Raw genomic sequence first — 8,797 nt, forward strand, 5'->3', positions numbered from 1 at the left:
ATCACCCGCCATAGAGGCCAGCATGCCCTGAATCATATCCAGCCCGGTGGTCAGATCCCGGTAACGCTCCACAATCTTTTTCAGGGCATCCCGGCTTTCTGCACTGGCCAGCTCCGCCTGCAGTTCTGCCAGGGTATTGCGGTAGCCCTCCAGCGCTTCGGGGGAGGCCAAAAAACGGAAGGTGCGTTCAGTCAGCCGTTCCTCTGCATCCGCCAACTCCTGCTCAAGGCCATCTATTCGTGCTTCGTCTGCGTAACGGCGATCCTTGAGCGTTCGCACCCGGCCCCGGTGTTCCCGAAGCCTGGCCAGGTACCCCACAAACTGATCCGGTGCTTTCCAGCTGTCCGGTTTCAGATCCCGCATCAAGGCACCCTGAACATCTGCCACTTCACTGATTGCAGCTTCCGTCTGTGCCCGGATGCTCTGGACTTTCTCGTACTCATCCAGCACCAGTTCGGCAGTGTTGCGAATGGTGGAGAGCTGCTCATGCAGGCCCGCAAACAATGCTTCATCCTGCCTCGCAGTCAGCCAGTAAAATTGGTCGAGAACGCGGTCTACTGTGCGAATCAAAGCGGTGAAATGACGCTCACTGGCGCCCTTGGCTTCCACCAAAGTAATGACTGTGTTCAGCTCGGCGATGCCTCGAACCAAATCCGGGTTACCGATGCGGGCCAGTTCCGAGTCGTTAGCCACGCTGGCCTGGGCGTGGAAGTTCTCGGAGGTAAACGGCGTTTCCCAAACTTGCAGCGGGTGAACGAGAGTGGGCTCCTTGTCGGCGCTGAAAACCACCAGATGGCCATTTTCAAAAAGCGCAAAACCATGACCAATCAGCGGTACATCGGCCTGTTTGCGAATCAGGTTGTAGCGGAACAGAATCACCTGGCCGGTGAGCTGCTCGAAAAACACGTAGAGCACATCTTCACCGTTGGGCGCTCGCAATGAACGCTTGAGGCGAAAATCCCCTTCCGGAATCTGGAAGGTTTTCAGCTCGCCTGTGGTGAGGTAATACCCTGACGGGAAGATGAGGCCGTGGTTATCCGGAAGCGGCACCACAGAGCCGGCCATGCTATCGACCCGCTCAACTTTACGCTGGGTGCGGTTGAACAGGTAATAGCGCCAGTGTTTTTCGTTGAAGGGAAGAATTCGTACCAGGAGAATTTCACCCAGATCGGCGTAATCAAAGGTGGCGTCGTCCAGGGACTGGGAATCAGAGTCTACCGGATCTGCATAGATGCCTTCGCCTGTAGCGGTGTTGTTCTCTACCTTGAAGGTAATCTCGCCCCGAAGGTTATCCACAAACAGGGTGTCGGCGATATTCAGGTGCGGAGACCGCCCCTGCACCTGACAGTCACGACCAACCGTCTTCCATGGAAAACTGAACCTGTCGGGAAAGGTAAGATCCCGCTCGCCCCGGTTGTCTATGTAGCGGTTTACCTCACCATCAGGCTTCAGCTCCCAGCGAAATACCCGCAGATCACTGAGCTTGTCACCGATGCGAAATACCATCAGCAGCATGCCTTTAAGGATCGTCAGCTGAGACAGAGTGGCGGTGTTGTAATATTGCTGAAGTTCCCGAAAGTCGGTGGCAAAGCGGCCATCTTTCAGGAAAGTGCCCTCAATCGCGGCCTCTGTCATTTCAAAGCCGCCGTCACCATCGTTCAGGTGATACAGGCAGAAGACATCCTCAAGCTCCAGGGTTTTGCGTAACCCCAGTTGCAGGTTAAAACCAAACAACAGCTTGTCACCAAGGCGCACAACATCCCGTGCTATGGCGTTGTTTTCAGTTCTGACCCGGGCACGCCCCAGCACGTTCATGCCAGCGCTTCCGAAAATATCTTCCCGGGCCTGATTCAGCCCCGACACCTGCTCGCGAAGCTGACCGCCCTGCTCTTTCAGGCGACGCTGAATGGTTTCGAAGGCAGAACCTTCCTGAACAATGCTCTCGAGGCCGGTGCGATCCGTCGACATACCAAATCATCCTGAACAAAGGGGGAAAATCTGAACGAGATAGGCACCACCTACGCCGATTCAGGCGCAGGTGGTGCCCGGGGTTTTATGCAGTTTCAGAGGCTTTACTAGGCTTGTCCGCTGCAATACGCCCGGCGATACCTGCCAAAGCCGCCTGCAGTGACGGGGCATTATCCAGCACGCCCTGTACGCTCTTGCCATAACCAAGGCCTTGGGCGAACTTGTCGAAGATACCGCCGTCGCCGCCGATCATTTCAAACTTGGCGTCCTTCAGAGCGGCGGCCATTACCCGGCCATTCTCCAGAATGCCTGTCTGCTGGGCCTCAATCCTCGCCAGCACTTCCTTCTCATGAACTTCCAGGTTCATGCGGAATTCTTCAAAGTGGCGGGCTTCTTCAGACATGTTGTTATAGGCTTTAAGTTTCTCTACCAGGCCAGACGCTTCTGCCTTGGCCATTGCCTCGCGGGCACCTGCTTTGGCATGGCCCATGCGGTCTTCACCTTCGGCCTCTGCCAGCACCATAGCTTTGTGAGTATCTGCTTTGGCGTGACCCATTCTTGCCTCACCATCAGCCTCTGCCAATACCATGGCTTTGCGAGCATCCGCTTTCGCCAGACCCAGCTTTTCTTCACCCATGGCTTCTGTTTCGAGGCGCTGCTCAAGAACCCGAATCTCTGCCATGCCGGCTTCTTCATCTGCCTTGGCAGTGGCCGATTTAACGTCGGCACGGGCGATACCATCAGCCCTAATAGCCGAAGCCTGAGCTTCCTTAACCTGGGCTTCCGCCAGCCCGTCAGACGCAGACAAGGCCTGACGACCACGAGCCCGCTTTTCATCGGCAATGGATTCTTTCTCTGCAGCATCCAATTCCGCCTGGGCGGTAACTCGAATCTGCTCCGCTTCCAGCTTGGAGCGTTCAAACGCAGCTTCTGCCGCCTTTACGTCCTTGAGCTTGAGTTCATCGGCGTCGGCCTCTGCCGCGACCACTTTTGTAACCTTCAGGCGCTCAGCTTGCGAACGGTTACGAACATCCTTGATGTTCTCTTCCTCTTCCGCAACATTACGCTCCACCGCAATACGCTGGCTCGTGATATCCGCAATTTCCTTACGCTCGCCTTCAAGCGCCTTCTCCATACCGATGCGCTCGATTTCTACCGCTCGTTCACGGTTTACATCTTCCAGCTCCCGGGCCTGGCGAATGCGCACCTCTTCAATTTGAACCGCACGCTCGCGGGCTTTCATGGCCATTTCAATCTGGCGCTGCTTGTTCTCTTCCGCAATGGCCAGCTCTTCGTCTGTCTTGATGCGGGCAGCTTCGGCACGGGCGCGTTCCTGTTCACGCACCTGCTCAGTTTCGGATGTTTCGCGAGCTTGCAGGGTTTCGATCTCACGGCGTTGGCGCGCTTCTGCGTCTGCTTGACTGCGCTCCAGTTCCAGCGAGGCCTCGCGAGCAGAAACGTTTTTACGCTGAATCTCCAGCTCCTGATCGCGCTCTAAACGGTTTGTCTCCACATTGTGGAATGCGGTAATTTCAGTAATCCGCTTAATACCTTCGGAATCCAGAATGTTGTTGGGATCCAGAGAGGTTTTTGGCGTTTGTTCCAGGTAATCGATGGCCACGTCTTCAAGGATGTAGCCGTTAAGATCTTCACCAATGGTTTCAATGATGGAATCGCGGAAGTGTTGACGCTCTTCAAAAAGCTGCATGAACTCCAGCTTCTTACCAACCGTCTTCAACGCTTCACTGAACTTGGCATTGAACAACTCGTTTACCGCATTGCGGTCGGAAGCACGGCCAACACCCACAGACTTGGCTACCCGCAACACATCTTCCGAGGTTTCGTTTACCCGCAGGTAAAAAGCAACGGTAATATCGGCACGCAGGTTGTCTTTACAGATCAGCCCTTCTTTACCGGTGCGGTTCAGCTCCAGGGTAATGACCGAGATTTTCATGGTCTCGGCGCGGTGAATAACCGGCAGCACCATGGCGCCAGTGAAGTACACCTTCGGCGTAGGCGACAGGTCGTTCACTATCAGGGCCTGGCCCTGGTCTACCTTGCGATAAAACGCCTTGAACAGGGTCAACACGCCCAATATCAGCAAGACCACAACGCCGATGGTCGTCAGTACCGGCATCATCCACGATAAGTCCATTTAGTCATTCTCCTGAGCTGGTTTTAAATGAGTGAGTGCGGGGTTATCCGGTGGTGCCACCGGAATGGAATTCGGATTCCGGAACAACCCACCAAGCATTTTTATCCGGAATATGTTCAATAATGACCGCCCTCTCCCGACGGGAAAGCGGCGAATGACTGCGTATTTGAAGAACAAGATGAGCACCATCAAGAACCGTTTCACCGCGGCCTGAGGTTTCAGTAACCCGTGAAGAGATCACCACACAAGGGGTGCCAACAATCCGCTTTTGAAGGGGTTGCAAAAATGCACGGCGAAACAGGGGGCGAAGTGGGCGTACCACGATCGACGTTACTAGCACTGAGGCGACAAGCGCCGAAAAAATAACAGCTGCTCCGTATAGCCAGTTCAACACGCCAGCCGGAACAAGAGAGCCAAAAACAAGATCAACAAAGTAGCTGGCCAGCCAGCCAAACAGGAACAACAGCGTGAGCACCAAAGGCAGGGGAACACCTTGCAGCCCGAGGGTAACCATCAGACCACTGAAATCGCCAACGGCATCAATGTCGCCATCTGCGTCTATATCGCCCATACCAAGCAGGGATATCAGCCAATAAAGAATGGCCACACACAACAGAACGGAGAAAACTACCGTTGGAAAGGAGAAGGCTACAGCGAAGAACGTTTCCATACGCGACCAGATTATCCTTTCTGGTAAATCCAATAATTGACAGTTTGTGTCAAACCAGAGCGCCGTTATAACGCAAACAAACTAATCCTTGCAAATGTTTAATTGCGAAGTATAGACTCTAATTATTGACATAAAATGTCAAGCGACAGGACAAGGTTCGTCCGGATCGGCCGAACCGATTCAACGCCACAGGAAGGAGTTATTCGTGGATATTCAAACCCTCACCCTGGCCTTGGGTGATTCTACCCATGCCGGCCGACGCTTCGATGTTATGCCCATAACCGGGGACGAACCGGTGCTTCAGGTAACGGTTTCCGGTGCAGAAGAAACGCCGGTGTACCTTACCGTAACCGACACTCAAATTCTGTGCCTTGCGTATCTTTTTGATGAGCAGGAACTGAACCCTGAGCGCCTGAATGAACTGCATGAAAACATGCTGCGACTCAGTGTACCCATGCCCCTGAGCTCACTGGGCAAAACCGGTGATCACTACGTGGTATATGGCGCTCTCAGCCCCACCTCCGGCGCAGCCGAAATCATGCAGGAACTGGTGACGCTGGCAGAGAATGCCATCGACCTGTTACAGACATTTGAAGACTACCTGGCTTAACTGAGGGCTGAGACATGAGATCCATACTGAACAAACTTCTGACCGCCATGCGCGGTGGCGTTAATGAACTGGGCGAAGCCGTAGTCGACGGCCAGGGCAACCGCATTCTGGAACAGGAACTGCGAGACTCCGAGCAGGAACTAAAGCAGGCTAAACAGGAACTGGCTGCACTGATGGCCGAATCTGCCTCTTTGGCCCGGCAAATTCGCTCTGAGCAGGACAACGCCAGCAAACGCGAACAGGATGCCCGCAAGGCCATTGCCGCCGGCCAGGAAGACCTGGCCAGAGAAGTGGCTGAACGCATTGTTGGCCACGAACGCCGCGCAGTAGAGCTGACCCAAACCCGCGAATTGCTGCAGCAGCGGATTGCCGGCCTGAAAGAGCGCGTTCAGCGGGCTGAGAAGCAACTGGCCGATTACCGCCGGGAACTGCAAGTGGTGAAGACCAATGAGCGCGTGCTTCGCACCACCGCCCAGATTGATACAAACATCAACAGCCAGAAGTCCTCGCTGAACACCGCCAAGGAAACCCTTGAGCGCATTCGCGAGCGCCAGGCCCGGGAAGAAGACCGCCAGACCGCCAGTGCCACTCTTGAAAAAGAACTCACAGGCGCCGACCTGGACGAAAAACTGAAAGCCGCCGGTATTGACGGCGAACAAGATGCAATCGACAACGTGCTGGCTCGACTCAAAGACAACCCTGCACAGTAAGCCCAACGCCCCCGAACTCCGGGGGCGTAACTCTTCAGGTTACTCCCATGGCAAATAAACCGGATTGGTCTAAAGAGGAGCAGGCCGTTCAGGCCGTACAAATGGCCTTCGACCTCTCCAATGACATTCAGCGCGCTTTTCGGGTCTCTGCAGCCATACAGAACATGAGCACCTCCGACATGGTGCGCAAAGTTCTGGAACTGCCCTATCAGAAGACCCGAGCACGGCCGCGTTTGACCATTACCCTGAAAGATGAAGACTTCGAGTTGCTGGCCCGCAAGTACGGCCTTGGCCCGCAAGATCGGGCGACTATCCGCCAGCGTGTGTCGGAGGATTTACAGGTGTTTGCCCGTAATTATCTGACCGAATCTGAGTGACAGCCAGTTTCGCCAGACCTCGGAACGGAATATATGCCGAGAAAGATCGCGTTGGTTGCGGTGTTTAATTCGCCGGCAGTTCAAGGAGCTGTGCCAGCGAGGAAGGCCAAATGATCGTGCACCTCCACCAAGGCAGGTAGCTCTCCCTCACAGCCATTGTTTACAAACACGGCATAAAAAGTGTGAGCTTGCCACTCACGCACCAGTGAAACGTAGTCTCTGGCGACAACAAGCCTGCCGAACTCTTCAATACAGGCAACTGATTTTTCTTCCATGATCATGCGCTTCCATCGCTTATGAAAAACTCGATCCCTTGGGTCAGACCGGATCAGACTCCCGCTTGTGCCCCGACTCATATTCCATAGAGGACCATGAGCAAAAATATAAAAGCCATGAACCCAGCGCATGCCCAGAAAACTCCAGCAATGCCACTGGGGTCTTTGCTACTTTGCACATCCAGCTTGGCCTGATCACTCAGGCCCTGTTTCGCAAGATAGTATTCAAAGTCCGAGATTAGCTGCGTGTTGGACGTCCGAATGCCGGTATACCATTCCACGGGAAACTCGATTGCGGCAACAGGCACCACCAGAAACGCACACATGGAAACGAAGGGCACCGAGCCGTTAACCAACAGAGAATCCCGCCCGACTAATCCGCGGGGAAGATCCGAAGCGGGAACCCGGCACTCCTCCAGAACTTCACAAACGTAACCCTCAGGTACTTCACCGTGAACAAGCACGGGAACCTGCTGCGCACCACACGGCATGCAAGCCAGGGCAGGAAAACGTCCGTCGGTCGCATCCGGAACGAAGATGCGATTCATGTTATCAGGACAAAACGGCTTAACGCCTTCGAACTGACCTAACACCAAATGCGCAGGCTTGCCCGGGTCACGCCCGTGCCAGAACAACACCCAGGCAATTGCCCGGGTAAGTCGCAACCTCAAGTGTTCCGGCACTTCATGGACACCTGGCTCCTTGGGTAGCCAAACTTCCTCAGTGTAATCTGTCATGGTGAGCCCATCCCCGCCCAAGGGCAAGCTCCACTCGGGATGGTCGGCAAACAAGATACGGAACCGCCGCCCATCCACTCTCAAAAGTTCATCGCTATCCTGCTCTTCTACTTCAGGAATCACCTGGTCTTCAATAACTTCCAATTGCAGCTTGGTGGCATCCGGCATGATTTGATTATGAACAGCACGTTCAAGATCATAGAAAGAACGAAGATGTTCTTCGTCAACGATGGCAGGGGCCGGGACGTAAGTGTCTACGCTTTTGGCATTTTCATCCGCTCCGTTCTCTCTTTCACTCCCCTCCTTCAACGCGGCATAGTCGTATAAAGGTTCAGCCCACCAATCAAACAGCGCCTGCTCTTCAGCCGACAAGTCGCTGCGATTTTTAGCACCACCTTTTGGGCCAAGGCCAGGCCCAAACACCACAAGCCCCCGATCATCGAAGATAAGATCTTCTCGCGCCACTTCGGTAGCCGAATCCCCAGACACGGTGCTGATGACCCAGCTTTGCGCCTTGATTATCTCGACGAGCCCGCCCGGGTTTTGAAGTTCATGGATTTTCGCCTGATACAAACGCTCCTGGCCTGAAGGCTCCTGTTTAATAGCCTTCATTCCGATTAAATGCATCAGCGACGTGTTCATGATTACTTTGGATCCGGTCCAGCAGAGCCACGCACCTAAAAGAAACGCATTCCTTGCGAGCTCTCCCAAGGGAACCGGTTTGACAAAAATGTCCAGCTCTTCGTCGAAACTGAAGTCTTTGATAGCTGCCCGGGCCGCTACCGGGTCTGGGCTACCGATGAAGCATCGTCCGTCTTCGATAGGAAGCAAGACAGGTAATTCCAGATCGTGTCGTTTTTTTGCAAATAGCGTGTGAAAGATAACTTCTCGCCAGTCCCTTATCAGGCCTATGTGGTTTTCACTAGCGATAAGGTCGGTGAAGGCGCTCTCTGTTGGTGTAAATGAATCTTCCATGATTCTAACTGCCTGTTCTTTTGGTTTTGGCGACCCTTGCCCGTCAAGGATCTTCTTTGTCATCATGTTCGCGCCGCGACAGCGCAACACTCAGGCTGTCCCGCTGGGACGGCGTAGTTCCTATTCAGAACCAACGGGCGCTGCCTTGCGCCCGCTCATTGCAGATCCACTGGTTTTCATCGTACATCCGGATGTTCGGAAAGCTCACGAGGCGTAACTCAATTTATCTTCCATCAAGTTCGGCCGCTGAGCCGTGTTAATGATGGTGACATCTGTAAACATCCGATCCACTTTTTTCTTGAAGGTCTGGTCGTCCATAT

The 8,797-nt window shown here is 54.1% G+C and carries 8 protein-coding genes; 3 read left to right on the forward strand and 5 right to left on the reverse strand.

Annotated features, from left to right (window positions below; genetic code table 11):
- From AADB16_RS17800 to AADB16_RS17810, 3 genes are all read right to left on the reverse strand, one after another.
- Positions 1 to 1,968, reverse strand: a 1,968-nt coding sequence (locus AADB16_RS17800; RefSeq protein WP_410805197.1) for a DNA repair ATPase, incomplete at its 3' end; no start/stop codon positions are given.
- Between the two features lie 85 nt (positions 1,969 to 2,053).
- A complete protein-coding gene (locus AADB16_RS17805; protein WP_410805199.1) occupies positions 2,054 to 4,123 on the reverse strand; it encodes a hypothetical protein in 2,070 nt (689 codons plus the stop codon).
- Positions 4,124 to 4,166: 43 nt separating this feature from the next.
- Positions 4,167 to 4,793, reverse strand: coding sequence for a hypothetical protein (locus AADB16_RS17810; protein ID WP_310966847.1), 627 nt, complete (start codon positions 4,791 to 4,793; stop codon positions 4,167 to 4,169).
- Between the two features lie 205 nt (positions 4,794 to 4,998).
- Here AADB16_RS17810 and AADB16_RS17815 point away from each other — a divergent pair, with 205 nt between their 5' ends.
- From AADB16_RS17815 to AADB16_RS17825, 3 genes are read left to right on the forward strand one after another with little or no spacing between them, the layout of a single operon-like run.
- Entirely contained in the window at positions 4,999 to 5,403 is a 405-nt protein-coding gene (locus AADB16_RS17815; protein ID WP_200370071.1) for a YjfI family protein, read from the forward strand.
- A gap of 14 nt (positions 5,404 to 5,417) precedes the next feature.
- On the forward strand, positions 5,418 to 6,113 hold the full coding sequence (locus tag AADB16_RS17820) for a PspA/IM30 family protein (RefSeq protein ID WP_200370072.1): 696 nt from the start codon (positions 5,418 to 5,420) through the stop codon (positions 6,111 to 6,113).
- 47 nt (positions 6,114 to 6,160) lie between these two features.
- A complete protein-coding gene (locus AADB16_RS17825) occupies positions 6,161 to 6,490 on the forward strand; it encodes a hypothetical protein (protein ID WP_410805202.1) in 330 nt (109 codons plus the stop codon).
- A gap of 80 nt (positions 6,491 to 6,570) precedes the next feature.
- Here AADB16_RS17825 and AADB16_RS17830 read toward each other — a convergent pair whose 3' ends face one another.
- Together AADB16_RS17830 and AADB16_RS17835 are read right to left on the reverse strand one after the other, a co-directional pair.
- The gene (locus AADB16_RS17830) at positions 6,571 to 6,765 is read right to left on the reverse strand and encodes a hypothetical protein (RefSeq protein WP_309045229.1); all 195 of its coding nucleotides are present in this window, start codon (positions 6,763 to 6,765) and stop codon (positions 6,571 to 6,573) included.
- A 77-nt stretch (positions 6,766 to 6,842) separates the two neighbouring features.
- Positions 6,843 to 8,477 (reverse strand): hypothetical protein, encoded by a 1,635-nt coding sequence (locus AADB16_RS17835; protein WP_410805204.1) that lies wholly within the window; start codon positions 8,475 to 8,477, stop codon positions 6,843 to 6,845.
- Positions 8,478 to 8,797: the final 320 nt, after the last annotated feature.

Origin of the sequence: Marinobacter sp. KMM 10035, assembly GCF_046537445.1 — a bacterium.
GTDB lineage: Bacteria > Pseudomonadota > Gammaproteobacteria > Pseudomonadales > Oleiphilaceae > Marinobacter > Marinobacter sediminicola.

Excerpts from the sequence above, each read along its gene's own strand:
- AADB16_RS17835 (WP_410805204.1), bottom strand. The coding sequence starts at position 8,477 with ATGGAAGATTCATTTACACCAACAGAGAGCGCCTTCACCGACCTTATC.
- AADB16_RS17805 (WP_410805199.1), bottom strand. The coding sequence starts at position 4,123 with ATGGACTTATCGTGGATGATGCCGGTACTGACGACCATCGGCGTTGTG.
- AADB16_RS17820 (WP_200370072.1), top strand. The coding sequence starts at position 5,418 with ATGAGATCCATACTGAACAAACTTCTGACCGCCATGCGCGGTGGCGTT.
- AADB16_RS17830 (WP_309045229.1), bottom strand. The coding sequence starts at position 6,765 with ATGGAAGAAAAATCAGTTGCCTGTATTGAAGAGTTCGGCAGGCTTGTT.
- AADB16_RS17825 (WP_410805202.1), top strand. The coding sequence starts at position 6,161 with ATGGCAAATAAACCGGATTGGTCTAAAGAGGAGCAGGCCGTTCAGGCC.
- AADB16_RS17810 (WP_310966847.1), bottom strand. The coding sequence starts at position 4,793 with ATGGAAACGTTCTTCGCTGTAGCCTTCTCCTTTCCAACGGTAGTTTTC.